Origin of the sequence: Mycobacterium sp. IS-1264 (assembly GCF_001954195.1) — a bacterium.
Classification (GTDB): domain Bacteria; phylum Actinomycetota; class Actinomycetes; order Mycobacteriales; family Mycobacteriaceae; genus Mycobacterium.
On the sequence record NZ_MBES01000078.1, the window covers coordinates 193,938 to 213,186 of the forward strand.

Annotated in this window: 20 protein-coding genes; 10 read left to right on the forward strand and 10 right to left on the reverse strand. The window is 67.3% G+C overall.

Annotation, left to right across the window (positions count from 1 at the left end; translation table 11 throughout):
* The first annotated feature begins 12 nt into the window (after positions 1–12).
* Positions 13–615 (forward strand): TMEM175 family protein, encoded by a 603-nt coding sequence (locus A5744_RS21165; protein WP_240563133.1) that lies wholly within the window; start codon positions 13–15, stop codon positions 613–615.
* Positions 616–643: 28 nt separating this feature from the next.
* On the opposite strand, the gene A5744_RS25130 is transcribed toward A5744_RS21165, so the two are convergent.
* From A5744_RS25130 to A5744_RS21180, 3 genes are all read right to left on the reverse strand, one after another.
* Complete coding sequence (locus A5744_RS25130; protein ID WP_240563134.1) at positions 644–1,315, reverse strand: TetR/AcrR family transcriptional regulator; 672 nt, start codon at positions 1,313–1,315, stop codon at positions 644–646.
* A gap of 28 nt (positions 1,316–1,343) precedes the next feature.
* Positions 1,344–2,033, reverse strand: a complete 690-nt coding sequence (locus A5744_RS25135) for a helix-turn-helix domain-containing protein (protein ID WP_076064314.1) — start codon at positions 2,031–2,033, stop codon at positions 1,344–1,346.
* A 78-nt stretch (positions 2,034–2,111) separates the two neighbouring features.
* Positions 2,112–2,981, reverse strand: coding sequence for an alpha/beta hydrolase (locus A5744_RS21180; RefSeq protein WP_076064315.1), 870 nt, complete (start codon positions 2,979–2,981; stop codon positions 2,112–2,114).
* 180 nt (positions 2,982–3,161) lie between these two features.
* Between A5744_RS21180 and A5744_RS21185 the strand changes: the two genes are divergently transcribed.
* A complete protein-coding gene (locus A5744_RS21185) occupies positions 3,162–4,868 on the forward strand; it encodes an MOSC and FAD-binding oxidoreductase domain-containing protein (protein WP_076064316.1) in 1,707 nt (568 codons plus the stop codon).
* A 27-nt stretch (positions 4,869–4,895) separates the two neighbouring features.
* Positions 4,896–5,924, forward strand: a complete 1,029-nt coding sequence (locus tag A5744_RS21190; RefSeq protein ID WP_076064317.1) for a polysaccharide deacetylase family protein — start codon at positions 4,896–4,898, stop codon at positions 5,922–5,924.
* Between the two features lie 10 nt (positions 5,925–5,934).
* Here A5744_RS21190 and A5744_RS21195 read toward each other — a convergent pair whose 3' ends face one another.
* The 3 genes from A5744_RS21195 to A5744_RS21205 are packed head-to-tail and all read right to left on the reverse strand — an operon-like array spanning position 5,935 to position 8,890.
* Positions 5,935–7,026 (reverse strand): glycosyltransferase family 4 protein, encoded by a 1,092-nt coding sequence (locus tag A5744_RS21195; protein WP_076064318.1) that lies wholly within the window; start codon positions 7,024–7,026, stop codon positions 5,935–5,937.
* On the reverse strand, positions 7,026–7,823 hold the full coding sequence (locus A5744_RS21200) for a family 1 encapsulin nanocompartment shell protein (protein ID WP_076064366.1): 798 nt from the start codon (positions 7,821–7,823) through the stop codon (positions 7,026–7,028). The genes A5744_RS21195 and A5744_RS21200 overlap by 1 nt, the downstream gene beginning before the upstream one ends.
* On the reverse strand, positions 7,823–8,890 hold the full coding sequence (locus A5744_RS21205) for a Dyp-type peroxidase (protein ID WP_170874551.1): 1,068 nt from the start codon (positions 8,888–8,890) through the stop codon (positions 7,823–7,825). Before A5744_RS21205 ends, A5744_RS21200 begins: the two co-directional genes overlap by 1 nt.
* Positions 8,891–8,900: 10 nt before the next feature.
* Here A5744_RS21205 and A5744_RS21210 point away from each other — a divergent pair, with 10 nt between their 5' ends.
* Both A5744_RS21210 and A5744_RS21215 read left to right on the forward strand, forming a co-directional pair.
* Entirely contained in the window at positions 8,901–10,157 is a 1,257-nt protein-coding gene (locus A5744_RS21210; RefSeq protein WP_170874552.1) for a M18 family aminopeptidase, read from the forward strand.
* A 14-nt stretch (positions 10,158–10,171) separates the two neighbouring features.
* Positions 10,172–10,528 (forward strand): VOC family protein, encoded by a 357-nt coding sequence (locus A5744_RS21215; protein ID WP_076064320.1) that lies wholly within the window; start codon positions 10,172–10,174, stop codon positions 10,526–10,528.
* A gap of 15 nt (positions 10,529–10,543) precedes the next feature.
* On the opposite strand, the gene A5744_RS21220 is transcribed toward A5744_RS21215, so the two are convergent.
* Positions 10,544–10,942 carry a nuclear transport factor 2 family protein gene (locus tag A5744_RS21220; protein WP_076064321.1) on the reverse strand — a complete coding sequence of 133 codons (399 nt, stop codon included), beginning with the start codon at positions 10,940–10,942 and terminating at the stop codon, positions 10,544–10,546.
* A gap of 124 nt (positions 10,943–11,066) precedes the next feature.
* Here A5744_RS21220 and A5744_RS21225 point away from each other — a divergent pair, with 124 nt between their 5' ends.
* Positions 11,067–11,852, forward strand: a complete 786-nt coding sequence (locus A5744_RS21225) for a helix-turn-helix transcriptional regulator (RefSeq protein ID WP_076064322.1) — start codon at positions 11,067–11,069, stop codon at positions 11,850–11,852.
* Positions 11,853–11,872: 20 nt separating this feature from the next.
* Here the strand turns inward: A5744_RS21225 and A5744_RS21230 are convergent, their stop codons facing one another.
* Complete coding sequence (locus A5744_RS21230) at positions 11,873–12,094, reverse strand: hypothetical protein (protein WP_076064323.1); 222 nt, start codon at positions 12,092–12,094, stop codon at positions 11,873–11,875.
* A 140-nt stretch (positions 12,095–12,234) separates the two neighbouring features.
* On the opposite strand from A5744_RS21230, the gene purL reads away from it, so the two are divergent.
* The 4 genes from purL to purM all read left to right on the forward strand — a co-directional run bounded on the left by purL (position 12,235) and on the right by purM (position 17,772).
* Complete coding sequence (gene purL, locus A5744_RS21235) at positions 12,235–14,511, forward strand: phosphoribosylformylglycinamidine synthase subunit PurL (protein ID WP_139331442.1); 2,277 nt, start codon at positions 12,235–12,237, stop codon at positions 14,509–14,511.
* A gap of 56 nt (positions 14,512–14,567) precedes the next feature.
* Positions 14,568–14,957 carry a sterol carrier family protein gene (locus A5744_RS21240; protein WP_076064325.1) on the forward strand — a complete coding sequence of 130 codons (390 nt, stop codon included), beginning with the start codon at positions 14,568–14,570 and terminating at the stop codon, positions 14,955–14,957.
* 137 nt (positions 14,958–15,094) lie between these two features.
* The gene (gene purF / locus A5744_RS21245; RefSeq protein ID WP_076064326.1) at positions 15,095–16,630 is read left to right on the forward strand and encodes an amidophosphoribosyltransferase; all 1,536 of its coding nucleotides are present in this window, start codon (positions 15,095–15,097) and stop codon (positions 16,628–16,630) included.
* A 47-nt stretch (positions 16,631–16,677) separates the two neighbouring features.
* Complete coding sequence (gene purM, locus A5744_RS21250) at positions 16,678–17,772, forward strand: phosphoribosylformylglycinamidine cyclo-ligase (RefSeq protein ID WP_076064327.1); 1,095 nt, start codon at positions 16,678–16,680, stop codon at positions 17,770–17,772.
* A gap of 54 nt (positions 17,773–17,826) precedes the next feature.
* On the opposite strand, the gene A5744_RS21255 is transcribed toward purM, so the two are convergent.
* Entirely contained in the window at positions 17,827–18,012 is a 186-nt protein-coding gene (locus A5744_RS21255) for a DUF3073 domain-containing protein (RefSeq protein WP_076064328.1), read from the reverse strand.
* 147 nt (positions 18,013–18,159) lie between these two features.
* A complete protein-coding gene (locus A5744_RS21260) occupies positions 18,160–19,245 on the reverse strand; it encodes a folate-binding protein YgfZ (protein WP_076064329.1) in 1,086 nt (361 codons plus the stop codon).
* Positions 19,246–19,249 lie beyond the last annotated feature (4 nt).

Consider the following 19,249-nt stretch of genomic DNA (forward strand, 5'->3'; position numbering starts at 1 on the left):
CGGGAGGAAACGGTGGCCGTGCGACAAACCACCCCGGAACGGGTGAGGCAGTTTTCCGACGGCGTATTCGCGGTGCTCATCACCATCCTGGTCCTCGAACTCAAGCCGCCGTCCGCCCACAGCTTCAGTGCCTTGTTGCCGCTGTGGCCCACGGGTCTGAGCTATGTGGTCAGCTATTTGTTCATCGCGATCGTCTGGGTCAATCACCATCACCTCTTCAACTACGCGGAGACCGCGACCCCACGACTGGTGTGGTCGAACTTCGCGCATCTTTTCTCGGTGTCGCTGATCCCGTTTACCACCGAGTGGATCGCCGATAGCAGGCTGGCGGCGGCCCCCGTGGCACTGTATGCGGGCGTCTTCGTCCTCGTGAATGTCACCTACGTCGCACTCTGTTGGGAGGCCGTCGATCGGCCCGCCCATGAGGACGTTTCGGAGCTCATGCGGCGGATGCTGCGAATGAGATCGGTCATTACGATCGGTGTCTTCACCGCGTCGGCGGTGATCGCGCTGAGATGGCCGGTGGCGGGTATGGCCCTGATTTCCCTATGTCTCGTTGGCTACCTACGACCGGACATTCCCACACCGAAAAGGGCTGCGGGCGAAGGGCGTTGATATCGCACGGCGAGCGTGGCGTGGTCGCTCACGATTTGCGTGCGCGCCGCGCCAAGGCCGATCGCCCGTGACGAGGCGCGGGAGTAGCCGCGAAGGAGCGCACGTAGTCGACGGCGGCGTTGACGGCGACCCGCAGCGGTTCCGCGTCACCGGTGGCATGCGTGAGCATGGCGCCACCCTGGTGCGCGACGACCAGCGACACAGCCAGGTGTCGCGGGTCTGCGTCGGAGTGCAGATCGCCACGGCGCCGCATCGCCGTCAGGCCCGTCTGGAATAGCTCAAGCCACACGTCGTACCCGTCGGCGACATCGTCGCGAATCTCGTCGTCGGCGTCGATCAGCTCGCCGGCCAGCGAACCATAGACGCACCCGCCCCGCCGGTAGACGGTGTCGATGTCGCCCACACATGCATCGGCCCACGCTTGCAGCGCCTCGAAACTGTCGAGCGCGCCGAGCCGAGGTCGGGTGTGAAACGCCATCACATCGTCTCGTCGCGCGGCGATGACCTGGCGGGTCAGATCGCGTTTGTCACGAAAATAGTGCGAGATCTGCGACCCGCCGACCCCGGCCGCGTTGCGCACCTCGTCGATGCTGGTATTGGCAACGCCCCGCTCGAACATGAGCCGGGCGGCGACGCCGACGATACGTGACCGGGTCGCCAGTCCCTTGCGGGTGAATCGCGGTGTGCTGTCTTGGTTCACGGCGCGCCTTGGCATCGGTCGGATGCGCCTAGGTCGCGCGGCGCCGACGACGGGGACGTCGTGCCGGACGCGGCGCTCGTTCAGCCGGATCGGTGGCGAACATCCGAAGATAGTTAACGGCGAACCGCGTGGCATCGGCGTGTGGCCACTCCGCCCGATAGGTAAACGCCAACGTGCCCCCACCCTGATGAGCGCTGACGATGACCAACGCCAACTGCCGCGGATCGGCGTTCGCGTCGACAACGCCATGATCTTTCATCCGCTGAATGGCTGCTTCGAGCTGTTCGACCCACTGCCAGTAGCCTGCCGCCAATGTGGCTCGAATAGTGTCGTCGGACTTCACCAGCTGCGCGGCCAGGGCATGGTATGTCGGTGTGCCACCGGAGGTTCCGATGCGGCGTAGGTAACGCATGTTGAGATCGATCCACCGTTCGAAGTCGTCGAACGAGTCCAGGTCCCCGAGCTTGGGCTGCCGATGAAAGGCGAGCACCACGCCGATCTGCCGCCTGACGACCGCGCGAATCAGCGCGCTCTTGTCGGCGAAATAGTGCGCGAGCTGAGAACCACTGACCGACGCCGCCCTGCGCACGTTCTCCATGTTCGAGGCCGACAGCCCCTGGGCGACGATCAGCTCGGCGGCGGCCTGCACGATCCTGTCGCGGGTGGCACGCCCCTTGGCGGTCAACCGTTGTTCGTCTTGAACATCGGGAGGGACCATCGCGTCAGGCTAACTTGCGAGCGCCTTAAATTATGGGATATCCAGCCCATTGCTGGAGTGCGCCGTCAGCGCGCCTCGTCAGGTGGACAGGTGCTTGGCGAGGAAGTTGCGGATCAGCTCGGCGACGTCGTCCAGCGCGGACTCCAGCAGGAAATGGCCGCCGTCGAGCAGATGGATTTCGGCGTCGGGGAGGTCATCGGCGAACGCCTCGGCGCCGGCCGGGCCGAAGATTTCGTCACCGCGACCCCACACGGCCAGCAGCGGCACGCGGCTGGCCCGGAAGTATTCGTGCACGCGAGGGTATAGCGGCGCATTGGTCGCATAGTCCCGCAGCAGTTTTAGCTGCACCAGGTCGTTGCCGGGCCGGGATATCAGCGCGTAGTCGTGATACCAGGACTCCGGGTCGACCAGCGTCTCGTCGGGTACGCCGGTGACGTACTGCCATCGGGTGGCTTCCAGGGTGAGGAATTGCCGTACCGGGGCCTCGGTCTCGGCCGTCGGTTCATGTTGGTAGGCCTGCACGACCTTCCAGAAGCTCTCGACGAACCCGGCGTCGTATGCGTTGCCGTTTTGGCTGATGATTGCGGTGATGGCGGACGGTTCGCGAAGAGCCAGTCGCCAGCCAATGGGGGCGCCATAGTCCTGCACGTACATTGCGTACCGATCGATGCCCAAGCTGTGCAGCAGGCCCGCGGTTAGGTCGGTGAGCGCATCGAAGGTGTAATCGAACTCCTCGACACTGGGCGCGTCCGAGAGCCCGAAGCCCAGGTGGTCCGGGGCGATCACGCGATAGCGGTCGGCGAGCGCCGGAATCAGGTGCCGATACATGTAGGAACTGGTCGGAAATCCGTGCAACAGGACCAGCACCGGCGCGCCCGCCTCGCCAGCTTCGCGGAAGAACAACCGATGGCCGTCGACAGTGGTGTATCGATGATGAACGGTCGGCATGAAATACCTCCTGTACCACCGGGACCCCGCGACAGTTTTGGGATGCACATCCCAGTATGCCGCAAAACGGGCCGCTCGCAAGAGTCCCGATTAGAGTTGACCGCTCGACCGGTGGGGAATATTCTGGGTCAGTTATCCCAATCTGTGGCCAGCTTCGCCGCGTGAGCAAGAGGAGACACGGTGGGCAAGCTTGTTTCGGTCAACGTGGGCATGCCCAAGAACGTGCAATGGCGGGATAAGACCGTGTACACCGGGATATGGAAAACCCCGGTCGAAGGACCCGTCATGGTGCGTCGCCTCAACATCGACGGCGACGGCCAGGGTGACTTGGCCGGCCACGGCGGCGAGCAACGCGCCATCATGGTGTACCAGACGGAGTCCTACGACTTCTGGAAGACCTACCTGAATCGCGAAGACCTGGCGCCCGGTCACTTCGGAGAGAATTTCACCATTGCTGGGCTATCCGACGACGAAGTCTGCATCGGTGACCGCTACCGAATAGGTGAGGGGGAGTTCGAGGTCACCCAGCCGCGCGTCACATGCTTCCGGGTCGGACTGCGCCTCGACGAACCGGAAATGCCCAATCTGCTTGTGTCCCAGCACCGCCCGGGATTCTACTTCCGGGTCATCACCGAGGGCCATGTCCGTGCCGGTGACGACATCGTGCGGGTCCGGCGTGGCCGCCACGAACTCAGCGTTGCCGACGTCGACGCGCTGTTGTATCTGCCGAACCGCAATATCGGACAGCTGCGCAAGGTGGTTGACGTTCCGGCGCTCAGCCCCGGCTGGCAGCAGTCATTCCGGGACATGCTTCGTGACAGCTCAGCGAGCGAGACCGCGCCGCCGGTCGGAATCGAGCCGGGATGGAATGGTTTTCGCCCGCTGCGAGTCAGCGCGATAACCCGGGAAAGTCCGCAGGTGATGTCGATCCGCCTGCAAGCCGACGATGGCAGTTCGCTGCCCCGACCGCTTCCCGGCCAGTACCTGACCGTGCGAATCCCCGGCGCCGCCAAGCCGACGCCAACGCGTAGCTACTCCCTGTCGGGTGACCCCAGCGCGGGGGACTACCGCATCAGCGTCAAGCGCGAAGATCACGGCCTGGTGAGCCGCTGGCTGCACGCCCACGCTGAACCCGGATCCATCGTCGAGGCCGCCGCCCCGCGCGGCGACTTCTATCTGAGCGAGGAACGCACTCCGGTGGTCCTGGTCTCGGCGGGAATCGGCATTACACCGGTATTGGCGATGTTGCATACGCTGTCGGCTGCCCACAGCAACCGCGACATCTGGTGGCTGCACACCACCCGCAGCCACGAAACCCAGGCCTTTGCAACGGAAGTCACGACCCTCGTCAAGTCGTTGCCGCACGCCCGCCAGCTGGTGTTCTACACGCAGACGCAGGGACGTCCGGATGCGGCGACCATCGCATCGCTAGGGTTGCCGACCGATGCTGCGGTGTATCTCTGCGGCCCAATACAATTCATGTCGGACACGCGCGACGCCCTCACCGCAGCCGGGCTCGACCCTGCGCGCATTCACAGCGAATTGTTCGGTGCGCTACCGCCGATCAACCCCGGCATCGTCGCGGGGGCCGCACGCACGCCGCCGCACCCGCCCGCGGGACCGCCAGGCACCGGACCGTCGATCACCTTCTCCCGCAGCGGGCTCACCGTCAACTGGTCCGCCGATTACGCCAATATCCTCGACTTGGCCGAGGCCTGCGACGTGCCAAGCCGATTCTCATGCCGAAGCGGCGTCTGTCATGTGTGTGAGACCGGAGTTGTCGCCGGGACAACAACGTACGTCCAGGCGCCGTTGGAGGCGCCGGGGCGGGGAACGGTCCTTATTTGCTCGGCGGCTCCAGAAAGCGACCTCGTCCTCGACCTTTAGCCACGAAAGCCTAAAGTTCGACAGTTAATGGCAAGACTCAAGAACATCGCGGCCTGGCTGCTGTGCGCCGCGGGGCTCCCGGCGCTAACCCGGCGGCGACACCGCGACGTGCTTGGCATCGTGATGTTCCACGGCGTGCAAGACGAACCGCTCTCGCCAGCCTGCTGGCATGTGCTCGGTGCGGCGCAGTACCGCCGTCGACTGGAATACCTCCGCGAGCACTTCAACGTCCTCGCGCTCGAGGAGGCCCTCGATCGCCTGTGGGCGGGGACGCTGCCGCCGCGCGCGATGGCGATCACGTTCGACGACGGCACCCGCAACCTTGCCACCCACGCGGTCCCCGTCCTGCGCGAGTTGAAGTTGCCCGCGGCGGTGTTTCTGGCGACCGGCGCGATGGACAGTGACGAAACCCTGTGGCCCGACCGGCTTTGGCTGGCGATCGCCCGCACCACCGCGAGCGAGGTCGATCTGGCCGCGCTGGGTCTGGGCGTTCGTTCGCTCGCCGACACGACCTACCGCGGCAAGGTCTACGCGGCCGCGATCGAAAGGTTGAAAGACCTACCCGACACGCAGCGGATCGCGGTGTTGGAGGAGATTCTCGACGCGCTGGGCTACCACGACGGCGACGGCGGTCCGTTCCGGATGCTTTCCTGGCACGAGGCACGGGAGATGGTCAGCGACGGCCTGGTGGCGCTGTATCCGCACTCGGTGACCCACCCGATTCTCGCCCGCTGCGGTGATGACAAGCTCGAACGTGAGATCACGGAGTCCTGCGCGGCGCTGGAGCGTGAGACCGGTTGGGCACCAGCAATTTTCGCTTACCCCAACGGCCGGCCACGGGATTTCGACAACCGCGCCAAAGACGTGCTGCGCCGCCGCGGCGTGCGCTTTGCCTTGTCGACCACACCGGGATTCGCCGATCGTCGCTCCGACCCGCTGGCCTTGCCGCGGTTGGCGGTGGGCAGTGATGCGTCGTTCGACTATTTCCGGCTCATGGTTTCCGGCGGGCTGCCGCGCCGCGGGGTCGGCAGCAGCGGGATATCCGCCGCCGGCTGAGCGGCCGGCGTCACCGTGTCGCGGCGGCGAGCCATAAGTCGTGCAGCGCCTCCCGCCAGCGGACGATGTCGAACTCGCCGGCACGCGCGTGGGCGGCCGCGGCGAGGCGGTCGCGCAACCCGGCATCGACGATCAGGGATTGCAGCGCCTCGGCCAACTGGCGCGGATCGCCGGGGCTGACCAGCACACCGTTTTGCCCGTCGACAATCACCTCCGGAATCGCGCCCACCGCCGTGGTCACCGGGACCACGCCGTTGGCCATCGCCTCCAGCACCGCCATGGGAAGGCCCTCGCTGTAGCTGGGCAACACGAAGATCGCCGATTCGGCCAGCAGCCGGTCCCTCTCGACCGAGTCCACCCAGCCGACGACGTCCACGGTGTCGTCGAGTGCGCTGGTGCGGACGAACTCGCGCACCTGGTCTACCTCCCCGTCGCCGGCCAGCGTGACCCGCAAGTTGGCCCGAATATCGTTGGGCAGCATGCCGATCGCACGAACAAGGTCGTAGCTTCCCTTGTTGGGGCCCAACCTACCGAGCGACACCACTCGTAGCGGCCCTCGGGGACGCGGCGCCGGTGCGATCGCGGGCATCACCACGGGGTTGTAGAGCACTCGGGTGTTTGACTCGTCGAATCCGAGGCGCACGCACGACTCCCTGAGATGGGATTGACCGAGCACCACCGAATAGTCGGCGTGCAGCGCCGCGCGAACGGCGCGGCGCAGGAGCGGCGGCAGCTCGTCGAGCCAGGTGAAAAAGTGCGAGCTATGGCAGTGGACAATGGTCGGGACGCCGCGGAGCCGAGCGATGAACAACGGCACGGCCTTGCGAACGACGCTGCCGCGCAAGGAAAAATGGGCGTGCAGCACGTCGGCGAAGCCGAACAGTAGCAGCCCGGATGCCTTGAGGATGCCGGTCACTCCCGTCCACAGCCGCGCCCCCAGTGCGGCGTCGATATAGGTGGGCACGAGGGTGATCAGAAACCGTTGGTCCGTGTCTTCGCTCAGCAATCGCATCACCGTCGCCATCCCGCCGCGGCTGTTGGGCCCAGCCGGCGCGTTCCCGATCGTCAGCACCCGGATCGGATAGCGTTGCTGGCGTGCCATTACGCGCCGAGCGCGACCGATGCCTCGGCGGTGTAGCACAGGAACGTCAGGGTCTCCTGCAGGTAGAGCTGCACGGTGTCGGCGTCGTGACTGCTGTAGCCGATGGCGACGTCGGTCCCCAGTTGCAGGTCGAAATCTCCACCGCGAGTGGTCAAGACGAAGGCGCCGTCGATGGCCGGCGCCCAGATGATGTCGCCATCCACCAACCGGTTCAGGTGTTCGCGAATCGGATATCCGTGTTCGGTGGTCTCGCTGACCTTCGTGTAAACGCCGGCGGATAGCAGCACCGAGTAGGGGCCGTCGACACCGGCAAGCCGCAGCTCGGTCAACGCCTGCGAGATGGCATCCGGCATGTCTCGAGGGTCCTCGGGCAATGTCAGCGGCTTGTTGGAGCTGGCGCTGCGGATGCCCTCGATCGACGCGGCGGCGTAGCCCTCGAAGATGGTGCGGTCCTCGACGAACGCCAGCTTCTTGGCGGCATCCTTGACCGGGTTCCAGTCGGAGTCGTTGGCGCCGCGCTCCACATCGTCGATCTCGGAGCGAGACAATGTGAACGGAACCCGCAGCCGGACAAGGGGTTTGCTGGCCCGAAGGTGGGCGACAACACCGTCGGTGGGTGCCTTGACGTCGATCAGCCGACCGGTGCTGACCGCGGCGGTGACGGGCCCACCGGGCTCGCTGACATCGACCACCCGGCGCCCGGCGATATGCCGTTTGAACGTGCGCGTCGCCTCCAATTCGATTTCGGCCCAAGCGACGTCGGTGACCGGTGCCAGATCGCGGTAGAGGTTGTTGATCATCCGATGGGTCCTTTCATGCTGCCGATCGAAAGTGAGCCATTAGAGGCTGGGTCGGGCAAAGATGTGGCGGGTCGTTCCGTTGTCAGCGGTGTGGGCAGCGGGGGCGGGTCGTCGAGGAAATCCACGGTGGGAGAGAAGAACAGGCCGCCGGTCACCGCGGTGGAGAAATCCAGGATGCGGTCGGTGTTGCCCGGCGGATCCCCGAGGAACATGTTGCGCAGCATCTGTTCGGTGACCTCGGGTGTTCGCGAATAGCCGATGAAGTACGTGCCGTACTCGTCCTTGCCGAGTTCACCGAACGGCATGTTGTGCCGCACGATCTTCAGTTCGGTGCCGTCGTCGGTAATCACGTTCAGCGCGATATGCGAGTTCGGCGGCTTGACGTCATCGTCGAGCTCGATGTCTTCCAGCTTGGTTCGCCCGATCACGTGCTCCTGCTCGGTGACCGACAGCGAGTCCCACGACGCCATGTCGTGCACGTACTTCTGCACGTGGACGTAGCACGAGCCGGCGAAGTCGGGGTCCTCGTCGCCGATCGCGGTGGCGCTGACGGCAATTGGGCCATCCGGATTTTCGGTGCCGTCGACGAAGCCGAGCAGGTCGCGGTTGTCGAAGAACCGGAAGCCGTGCACCTCGTCGACGACGGTGACCGCACCCGCCATCGACTTGAGGATGCGCCCGGCCAGCTCGAAACACACGTCCATCGTCTCGGCCCGAATGTGAAACAGCAGATCGCCGGGCGTGGCCGGGGCGGTGTGCCGCGGGCCGGTCAGCTCGACGAAGGTATGCAGCTCGGCGGGTCGCGGCCCGGAAAACAAGCGGTCCCAGGCGTCAGAGCCGATCGAGGCGATGACCGACAAGCGTTTGGTCGGATCGCGGAAGCCGATGGCGCGCACCAGCCCGGACAGATCCGGCAGCGCGTCGTGCACGGTCGCTTCGCCGCCGTCGTCGATGGTGACCACGAGAAAGATTGCCGCGGGCGTCAACGGCGCGAGGATGGGCTGCGGCTGTACCGGAGGCACATGGGCGACCCTATCGGGAACTGCGCCGTCGCCGACAGCCATGATGTTCAATATGTCGGCAAGCGCCGCAGGCCTCTGCGAATTCATCGACGCCTCTCCGTCGCCGTTTCATGTTTGCGCCACGGTGGCCGGACGGCTGGTCGACGCCGGATACACCGAACTGAGCGAAGCCGACAGCTGGCCCGCGCAGCCCGGTCGCTACTTCATCGTCCGCGCCGGCTCGCTAGCCGCCTGGAACTCGGCCGGCGCCGACGGGCCGTTTCGGATCGTTGGCGCCCACACCGACAGCCCGAACCTACGGGTCAAGCAGCATCCGGATCGCGTGGTCGCCGGCTGGCGGGTGGTGGCGCTGGAGCCGTACGGGGGCGCGTGGCTCAATTCCTGGCTGGACCGAGACCTGGGCATCAGCGGGCGGTTGTCGGTCCGCGACGGCGACCGGGCCGTGCAGCGGCTGGTGCGGATCGACGATCCGATCCTGCGGGTGCCGCAGCTGGCCATCCACCTGGCCGAGGACCGCAAGTCGCTCACGCTGGACCCGCAACGACACGTCAACGCGGTATGGGGAGTCGGCGACGGCGCCGCGTCCTTCGTCGATTACGTCGCCGACCGCTCGGGGGTGGCTGCGGTCGACGTGCTGTCGGCCGACCTGATGACGCACGATCTGACCCCGTCCGCGGTCATCGGCGCGGATGGTGACCTGGTGAGCGCGCCGCGGCTGGACAACCAGGCCAGTTGCTATGCGGGAGTGGAGGCCCTGCTGGCCGCGGAGCCGCGCGGTTTCCTCCCGGTGCTGGTGCTCTTCGACCACGAGGAGGTCGGTTCGTCCTCCGACCGCGGCGCACAATCCAACCTGCTGAGCACCGTCCTGGAACGGATCGTGCTCGCCGCCGGTGGCGGGCGGGAAGATTACTTGCGGCGCCTGCCGGCGTCGCTGCTGGCCTCGGCGGACATGGCACACGCCACCCACCCCAACTACCCGGAGCGGCACGAGCCGGGGCATCCGATCGACGTCAACGGTGGACCGGTGCTCAAAGTGCATCCCAACCTGCGCTACGCCACCGACGGACGCACGGCCGCGGTGTTCGCACTGGCTTGCCGGCAGGCCGGTGTGGGGCTGCAGCGCTACGAGCACCGCGCCGACCTGCCGTGCGGGTCGACCATCGGGCCGCTGGCGTCGGCGCGGACCGGCATCCCCACCGTCGACGTCGGCGCTGCCCAGCTCGCGATGCACTCGGCGCGCGAGTTGATGGGGGCGCAGGACGTGGCCGCGTATTCGGCCGCACTGCAAGCGTTTTTGTCGCCGCGCTGACCTACGATCCGGGCATGACCTTCAACGTAGAAATGGTCACCTTCGACTGCGGCGACCCCGCGAGCCTGGCCGGCTGGTGGGCCGAGCAGTTCGGTGGCAAGACACACGTCATCCTCGCCGACGAGTTCACCGCCGTGACCTTCCCCGAAGGGCTGCGGCTCGGGTTCCAGAAAGTGCCCGATCCCACCCCGGGAAAGAACCGGGTGCACCTCGATTTGAGTGCGGGCGACATCGACGCCGAGGTGTCGCGGCTGACGGCCGCCGGGGCCAAGGAGGTCGGCCGGCACAACTTCGGCGAGAACTTCCGCTGGGTGGTGCTGGCCGACCCCGAGGGCAACGTGTTCTGCATCGTCGGCAATCCCGCCCTCTAGGCGGGCCGCCGCGCGTCAGCGCTGATCGAGGAAGAGCGGGTCGTAGCGGATGACGTTCTCCACGACCAACCCGTCGCGGCTGCGGACCCGGTCGAGGCCGCGAATCCGGAACGGTCCGGCGGGGCCGGTGCCCTCACCGACGTAGTGCAAGTACACCAGTTCCTCGCCCTCGGTGGGACCGGGAACGGTTGCGCTGTCGACTAATTCGAGGCGCAGATCCGGTGCGGCGTCCAGTATTTCGGCGATCTTCGCCGTGTACGCCTCGACTCCCCGCACCGGCTCCGGGTCACCCGGCCAGTAGCCGACGATGTCGTCGGCCAGAATGTCGAAGCCGCGCGACATGGTGGGCGCGGCCCAGTACGCGGCCCACAGCTCCGCACTGAACTTCGGGGCAGTGGTCTTGACGTCGGTCATGGTTCCTCCCTGGGTAAGGCGCTTCGATCGAGCGCGTTAGGGCAAGCGTGTCCGTCGCCGTGCGGCGGCACAATTACCTCGGAGGTCATCGCCGCGGTGCGCGCGACGTGGTTACCGTTGCTTCGTGAGCGATGCCGCGGTGGGTGTCCTGTTGCGCGAATGGCGGGCTCGCCGTCGGGTGAGTCAGCTCGACCTGTCGCTCAGCGTGGGTGTGTCGGCGCGGCATCTGAGCTTCATCGAGACCGGGCGTTCGCGGCCCAGTCCCGAGATGGTGCTCGCGCTCGCCGAGGGCCTCGACGTTCCGTTGCGGGAGCGCAACTCGCTGCTGCTCGCAGCCGGGTTTGCGCCGCGCTACCAGTCGCGCCCGCTCGAGGATGCCGCGCTGTCCCCGGCCCGCGATGCCATCCAGCGCCTGCTCGACGCGCACGACCCCTACCCGGGCATCGTCATCGACCGGTGCTGGAACATCGTCGGGACCAATGCGGCGGCGTCCGCGCTGACCGCCGGTCTGCCCGAGCATCTGCTCGGCCCGCCGCCCAACGTGTACCGGCTGTGCCTGCATCCCGACGGCCTCGCCCCGCGGACCCTGAATTTCGACGAATGGGCGGGCTATCTGCTGAGTCAGCTCCGGCGCACGATCGCGCTCACCGGCGACCCGGTGTTGCTGGCGATCGACGAGGAGGTGCGCGGCTACCCGGGAGTCGCGGCCGCCGCGGCCGCGCGGGGCATGCCCGCCGACAACGCCTCGCTGCTGATTCCTTTGGTGCTCGACGCCGGCGGCGGGAAGCGGCTGTCGATGTTCACGACGCTCACGACGTTCGGAACCCCGCTCGACGTCACCCTCGCCGAGCTCGCCGTCGAACTGTTCTACCCGGCGGACACGGAAAGCGCGCGCATGCTCCGCGGGTAGCACGCACGCGGCTCGCTGGCCTACAAACGCTTGGCGAGCAGGTGCTCGGCCATCTCGGCGCCCTTGCGGCTATCCGATTGCGCCTTGCGGAAAAGGTCGGCGACTTCGTCGTCGCCGTCGCGTTCCGCATCCTGAATGTAGGTTTCCAGCCGCAGTGCGTTGTCGAGGCACTTCTCGGTGTACCAAATGAGGTTGTAGTTCTTGTCTTTGGTGCCGGTGACGTTTCCCGTTTCGGCGGTCATCTCGTTCCTCCCTGTCGTCACTTGCCGGACGACAGTCGGCTACCCCCCGATTCGGGGCACAAACGCACGTCGCGGCGTCGGAGGCGGGGCCACCCTAGACTGTCTGCGTGACCGTCTCCGGAACCGGCGAGCGCGTCCAGGTGATCGATACCGTCGAGCACGCCGCGACCACTCCCGACCAGCCGCAACCCTTTCGCGAGCTCGGCCTCAAAGACGACGAGTACCAGCGGATACGCGAGATCCTGGGCCGCCGGCCCACCGACACCGAGCTGGCGATGTACTCGGTGATGTGGAGCGAGCACTGCTCGTATAAGTCCTCCAAAGTTCACCTGCGCTACTTCGGTGAGACCACGACCGACGAGATGCGCGCCGGCATGCTGGCAGGGATCGGCGAGAACGCCGGGGTCGTCGATATCGGCGACGGCTGGGCGGTGACCTTCAAGGTGGAATCGCACAACCACCCGTCGTACGTGGAGCCCTACCAGGGCGCCGCCACCGGCGTCGGGGGCATCGTGCGCGACATCATGGCCATGGGCGCGCGGCCCGTTGCGGTGATGGATCAGCTTCGCTTCGGTGCGGCCGACGCGCCCGACACCCGCCGCGTGCTCGACGGCGTGGTTCGCGGCATCGGTGGTTACGGAAACTCGTTGGGACTGCCCAACATCGGCGGCGAGACCGTGTTCGACGCCTCGTATGCGGGCAACCCGCTGGTCAACGCGCTGTGTGTCGGCGCGCTGCGCAAGGAGGATCTCCACCTTGCCTTCGCGTCCGGAACCGGAAACAAAATCATCCTGTTCGGCGCGCGCACCGGCCTCGACGGCATCGGCGGCGTGTCGGTGTTGGCTTCGGAGACCTTCGGCGGCGACGAGGGCGGAGGCCCCGGCCGCAAGAAGCTGCCCTCGGTGCAGGTGGGCGACCCGTTCACCGAGAAGGTGCTCATCGAATGCTGCCTCGAGCTGTACGCGGGCGGGTTGGTGATCGGCATCCAAGACCTCGGCGGGGCCGGATTGTCCTGCGCCACATCGGAACTCGCGTCGGCAGGCGACGGCGGCATGCGGGTCGAGCTGGACAACGTGCCGCTGCGCGCCGCCAACATGACGCCCGCCGAGATCCTGTCCAGCGAATCGCAGGAGCGGATGTGCGCGGTGGTCGCGCCCGAGAATGTCGATGCCTTCCTCGCGGTCTGCCGCAAATGGGAGGTGCTGGCCACCGTCATCGGCGAGGTCACCGACGGCGACCGGCTGCAGATCACCTGGCACGGCGAGACGGTCGTCGACGTGCCACCGCGCACCGTCGCCCACGAAGGTCCGGTGTATCAGCGCCCGGTCGCCCGCCCCGAATCGCAGGACGCCTTGAATGCCGACACCTCGAGCGGGCTGCCGCGGCCGGCAACCGGCGACGAGCTGCGCGCGACTTTGCTTGCGCTGCTGGGTAGCCCGCACCTGTGCAGCCGGGCGTTCATCACCGAGCAGTACGACCGCTATGTGCGGGGCAACACCGTGCTGGCCGAGCACGCCGACGGCGGCGTGCTGCGCATCGACGAGACGACAGGCCGCGGCATCGCGGTGTCGACCGACGCGTCGGGGCGCTACACGCTGCTGGATCCCTACGTCGGCGCCCAGCTGGCGCTGGCCGAGGCGTACCGCAACGTCGCGGTCACCGGTGCGACGCCGGTCGCGGTGACCAACTGCCTCAACTTCGGTTCACCCGAGGACCCCGGCGTGATGTGGCAATTCGCCCAGGCGGTGCGGGGTCTGGCGGATGGCTGTGCGGCCCTGGGGATTCCGGTCACCGGCGGCAACGTGAGCTTCTACAACCAGACCGGGACGGCGGCAATCCTGCCCACGCCGGTCGTCGGGGTGCTGGGTGTCTTAGATGACGTGAGCCGACGTCTCCACACGTCTTTCGGCAGCGAACCGGGGGAGACCCTGCTGCTGCTGGGCGACACGCGCGACGAATTCGACGGTTCGATCTGGGCGCAGGTGACGGCCAACCATCTCGGCGGGCGGCCGCCGGCGGTTGACCTGGCGCGCGAGAAGCTACTGGCCGAGGTGCTGAGCTCGGCGTCGCGGGACGGGCTGGTGTCCGCCGCGCACGACCTGTCCGAGGGCGGCCTGGCGCAGGCCATCGTCGAATCGGCCCTGGCCGGTGAAACCGGTTGCCGCATAGTACTTCCCGAGGGCGCCGATCCGTTCGTCGCGTTGTTTTCCGAATCGGCCGGCCGGGCGCTGGTGGCCGTGCCGCGAACCGAGGAGAGCCGATTCCGGTCGATGTGTGAGGTGCGGGGACTGCCCGCCGTCCGCATCGGCGTCGTCGATCAGGCCTCGGATTCCGTGGAGGTGCAGGGGCTGTTCACGGTCTCGCTGGCGGAACTGCGCGAGACCTCCGAGTCGGTGTTGCCGCGATTCTTCGGATAACGCGTCAAACCCACGCTCGGCGCGAAGGATCTGGGGGCTTGATGGCACCCTGAGGTATGGCCGTCCGTCAGAAAGTCGATCCGGCCAAGACCCGGCAGGCCGTGTTGGCCGTCGTCGAGTGGTTGCGCGACGAAACCCGTCCGGCGCCCGACCGCGATGCCCTGGCGACCGCGGTGCGCCTCACCGCACGCACCCTGGCCGCTGTGGCGCCCGGCGCCAGCGTCGAGGTCCGGATCCCGCCGTTCGTCGCGGTGCAGTGCGTCGCCGGGCCCAGGCACACCCGCGGCACCCCACCCAATGTGGTGGAGGCCGATCCACGGACATGGCTGCTGCTCGCCACCGGGATGGCGTCGCTGGCGCAGGCGAAGAGCGCCGGCACGCTGACGTTATCGGGCTCCCGGGCGGGTGAAATCGACCACTGGCTGCCCCTGATAGCTGTCGGCTGAACATCACCCTGAACTGCAGGTTTAGACTTAAACATGCATATTTCGGTGCCCAACACGCGTGCTGAATTCGTCGCTGAGGCCACCGTGCCCGTAGACTCCGTTACGTCACCAACCGTTCCCCAGGGAGCCGCCAACCCGTGACCGTCCAGGAACCCCAGCAGGACCTGAACTCGCCCCGTGAAGAGTGCGGCGTATTCGGGGTCTGGGCCCCCGGTGAAGAAGTCGCCAAGCTCACGTACTACGGCTTGTACGCGCTGCAACATCGCGGCCAGGAGGCCGCGGGCATCGCAGTCGCCGACGGTTCGCAGGTGCTGGTGTTCAAAGACCTCGGCCTGGTCAGTCAGGTGTTCGACGAGCAGACGCTGGGCGCCATGCAAGGCCACGTCGCCATCGGGCACTGCCGCTACTCCACCACGGGCGACACCACGTGGGAAAACGCCCAGCCCGTGTTCCGCAACACCGCGGCGGGCACCGGAGTTGCTTTGGGGCACAACGGAAATCTGGTCAACACCGCTGAGCTTGCGGCCCGCGCCCGCGATGCCGGGCTGATCGCCAAGCGCTGCCCCGCGCCGGCGACCACCGACTCGGACATCCTGGGCGCGCTGCTGGCCCACGGTGCGGCCGATTCCACGCTGGAACAGGCGGCGCTGGAACTGCTGCCGACCGTGCGCGGCGCATTCTGCCTGACGTTCATGGACGAGAACACGCTGTATGCGTGCCGCGACCCCTACGGGGTGCGCCCGCTGTCGCTCGGACGGCTGGATCGCGGCTGGGTGGTGGCCTCCGAAACCGCTGCGCTCGACATCGTCGGTGCCTCGTTCGTGCGCGACATCGAACCGGGTGAACTGCTGGCCATCGACGCCGACGGGGTGCGCTCCACTCGTTTCGCCAACCCCACGCCCAAGGGCTGCGTGTTCGAGTACGTCTACCTCGCGCGTCCGGACAGCACGATCGCCGGCCGGTCCGTGCACGCCACCCGCGTCGAGATCGGGCGCCGGCTGGCCCGCGAATGCCCGGTCGAGGCCGACCTGGTGATCGGTGTGCCGGAATCCGGCACGCCCGCCGCGGTGGGATACGCGCAGGAGTCCGGCATCCCGTATGGCCAGGGCCTGATGAAGAACGCCTATGTCGGGCGCACCTTCATCCAGCCGTCGCAGACCATCCGCCAGCTCGGCATCCGGCTGAAGCTCAACCCGCTCCGGGAGGTGATCCGCGGCAAGCGGCTCATCGTCGTCGACGACTCGATCGTTCGGGGTAACACGCAGCGCGCCTTGCTGCGAATGCTGCGCGAGGCCGGTGCCGTCGAGGTCCACGTGCGCATCGCCTCGCCGCCGGTGAAGTGGCCGTGCTTCTACGGCATCGACTTCCCGTCACCGGCGGAGCTGATCGCCAACGCCGTCGAGGACGAGGCGGAAATGCTCGAAGCGGTGCGGCACGCGATCGGGGCGGACACCCTCGGCTACGTCTCGCTGCGGGGCATGGTCGCGGCTTCCGAGCAGCCGGCCTCGCGGCTGTGTACCGCTTGCTTCGACGGCAAGTATCCGATCGAACTGCCCAGCGAAACCGCGCTCGGCAAGAACGTCATCGAGCACATGCTCGCCAACGCGGCGCGGGGGTCCGGGCTCGACGATCTGGCGCCCGGCGACGTACCCGAACTACCGGTCGCGCACTGACGACGTTTGATACCGGCGGGGAGCGCCGCCCGGTAGCCTTTATCGCGATGACGGATCCCGGAAAGAGCCCCGGACGCAGCCCGGGCGGCCAGGGCATCACCTACGCGACGGCCGGGGTGGACATTGAGGCCGGCGACCGCGCTGTCGAATTGTTCAAGCCGCTGGCCACCAAGGCCACCAGGCCCGAGGTGCGCGGCGGGCTGGGCGGATTCGCCGGACTGTTCGCGTTGCGCGGCGGCTACCGCGAACCGGTGCTCGCGGCCTCCACCGACGGCGTCGGCACCAAGCTCGCCGTCGCTCAGGCGATGGACAAACACGACACCGTCGGGCTCGACCTGGTGGCGATGGTCGTCGACGACCTCGTGGTCTGCGGCGCCGAACCGCTTTTTCTGCAGGACTACATCGCCGTCGGCCGGACCGTGCCGGAGCGACTGAGCGCGATTGTCAGCGGCATCGCCGAGGGATGTGTGCGGGCGGGATGCGCGCTGCTCGGCGGTGAGACCGCCGAACACCCCGGTCTGATGGAACCCGATCACTACGACATCTCGGCCACTGGTGTGGGCATCGTCGAGGCCGACGACGTGCTGGGGCCTGACCGCGTCAAGCCCGGCGACGCCATCATCGCGCTGGGCTCATCGGGCCTGCACTCCAACGGGTACTCGCTGGCGCGCACCGTCCTGCTCGAAATCGACCGGATGAACCTCGCCGGCTATGTCGAGGAGTTCGGCCGCACCCTGGGCGAGGAACTGCTGGAGCCCACCCGGATCTACGCCAAAGACTGCCTGGCGCTGGCCGCCGAAACCCACGTCCGTACGTTCTGCCACGTCACCGGCGGCGGGCTGGCCGGAAACCTGCAACGCGTCATCCCGCATGGCCTGACCGCCGAGGTCGACCGCGGCACGTGGACGCCCGCGCCGGTGTTCGCGATGATCGCCCAGCGGGGCCGGGTTACGCGCGAGGAGATGGAAAAGACGTTCAACATGGGCGTCGGCATGATCGCCGTCGTGGCCCCGGAAGACACCGACCGCGCCCTGGCGATCCTGACCGCACGGCACTTGGACAGCTGGGTGTTGGGAACCGTTTGCAAGGGTGGCAAAGCGGGCCCGCGGGCCCGGCTGGTCGGACAACATCCGCGGTTCTAAGGGACTACGACAAGCACGATGCCGACGCGAAACGCATCGGCATACAAGAGTGGTCTAGCGGCGCCAGTCGTCCTCGTGATCCCACGAGTCGTCAGCGGCCTCGCCGTTCGGCTCGTCGGAATCGTCTGCGCTCGTCCCTGACAGCTCGCGCTGGAGCCGCTGGAAGTCGGTCTGCGGGGAGCTGTACTTAAGTTCTCGAGCAACCTTGGTCTGCTTTGCCTTAGCCCGGCCGCGGCCCATGGGGGAACCCCCTCGCGCAATAACGGAGCGGCCTAACGAGTAGGCGGCTCCGATCTCTTGGTGTCGTTATTGTCCTGCCGACAGTTTACCGTGCCGCACGGTTGGGCGCCGGTGCCCCCTGCCCGCCGTGGCGGACCATATCGCCAATCATCGCGTACCTCCCCGCAACCGTTCAACGGCCAGCCTGCCCGCGCCGATCTGTTCGACGGCCGGCAGCGAGTCGGGGTCGATGACCGCGGCTTGGTCGCCTATCGCGAGCTCGGTGACGGCGGGCAGCCCGCGCTTGAGCAGCGCTAGCGCCACCGGCCCCAGGTCCACGTGGTCGACGACCGTTCCGAGGCGTCCGACGGTGCGACCGCCGGCCAGCACCGCGTCGCCCGTCGAGGGTCGCTCCACCGAACCGTCGAGGTGCAACAACACCAGCATCCGCGGCGGTTTCCCGAGGTTATGGACCCGCGCGACGGTCTCCTGCCCGCGATAGCAGCCCTTGTCCAGATGGACCGCTCCTTCACCCGGACCGCCGATCCAGCCCACCTCGTGCGGGATGGTGCGCTCGTCGGTGTCGACACCGAGCCGGGGACGACGGGCCGCGACTCGGTGGGCCTCGTAGGCCCACACTCCGGCCGGGCGCACGCCCGCCTGCTGCAGGCGGGCCTTCCACCCGTCCGCCTCGCCACGCGCTACGAGTAGGTCCAGCTCGATGTGGCCGGCAATGGCGGCGGGCATCCGCCGCGCAAAGCCGGCACCGGCGAGCGGGACCGCAGTCAGCTCGGCGGGCAAGCTATCCAGCCCCAGCACGTTCAGCACCGCCTGGTCAGCCAGCCGCGGCCCGAGCAGTGACAGCACCGCCATGTCCGCGGCGGCTGCCGTTACGTCGGACCAGAACACCATCTTGCGCAGGTAGCTCAGCAGCGGCTCGCCCCGCCACGGTTCGGTATCGAGGTAGGTGGTGCCGCCCAGCTCGCTCTGGATCCAGTGGTCCTCGACCCGGCCCTGGCCGTCGAGGCTGAGGTTTTCGGTGCTGGCGCCCTCGGCGAGGTCGCTGACGTGTTGGGTCGAAATGTTGTGCAGCCAGATCTGCCGGTCGCTTCCGGTCAGGGTGAGCACCGCGCGATGCGAGCGGTCCACGACCACCGCATCGGTTTCGGCCGCCCGCTGCTCGCCCAGCGGATCGCCGTAATGCCAGATCGCACCCGCGTCGGGGCCGGGGTCGGGCGCAGGGACTGCGTTCATGACT